Raw genomic sequence first — 732 nt, 5'->3', positions numbered from 1 at the left:
GTATGAGGAAGCGCTTGCTTGGCGAAATATAATTGGTATGCAGCCTTTTGCATTGGTGACTTCAGCAATGCATATGCCCCGTGCGATGGCGTTGTTTGAAAGCTTAGGTATGCGACCTATTGCTGCGCCAGCCAACATAGAAGCAAAAGGTGATCGACCTTTGGTTTGGCGTGATTGGATTCCGACAGCAAACAACTTGGCAATTGTTCAAGCAGCGTGGCATGAATATTTAGGGATGTCTTGGGCTTGGCTTAACAAAACACTAAAAGAGGCGGTGTAATGGCGTTCAAAGGTGAAAAGAATTTTTCACACCGTAGTGCAGATAAAGTGGGCGTTTTATTGGTGAATCTGGGTACGCCTGAGGCTCCAACGGCTAAAGCGCTACGTAAATATCTGGCTCAATTTTTATCGGATCCTCGTGTTGTTGAGATTCCAAAACTGATATGGATGCTGATCCTACATGGCATCATTTTACGTGTTAGGCCTAGCAAATCTGCTGAAGCGTATAAAGAAGTATGGACTGAGGATGGTTCACCTTTGATGCTCCATTCTTTGGCGCAAACACAAGCCATTCGTGAGAAGTTGCGTGCCGAGTATGGCAACAATGTGATGGTTGAGCTCGCAATGCGTTATGGTGAGCCCTCAGTATCGAATACGCTTGATCAAATGATGGCGGAGAGTTGCCGCAAGCTAGTTGTGTTGCCTTTATATCCGCAGTATTCAGGAAGCACT

The 732-nt window shown here is 45.9% G+C and carries 2 protein-coding genes; both read left to right on the top strand.

The window, feature by feature from the left end; all coding sequences use genetic code 11:
* On the top strand, positions 1-280 hold a 280-nt coding region (locus tag A3762_RS21955; protein WP_304439317.1), incomplete at its 5' end, for an ElyC/SanA/YdcF family protein.
* Positions 280-732, top strand: a 453-nt coding sequence (gene hemH, locus A3762_RS21950) for a ferrochelatase (protein WP_068757637.1), incomplete at its 3' end; no start/stop codon positions are given. The genes A3762_RS21955 and hemH, both read left to right, overlap by 1 nt.

The organism is Oleiphilus sp. HI0125, from assembly GCF_001635355.1.
This window is presented reverse-complemented; position numbering and strand designations above follow the sequence as displayed.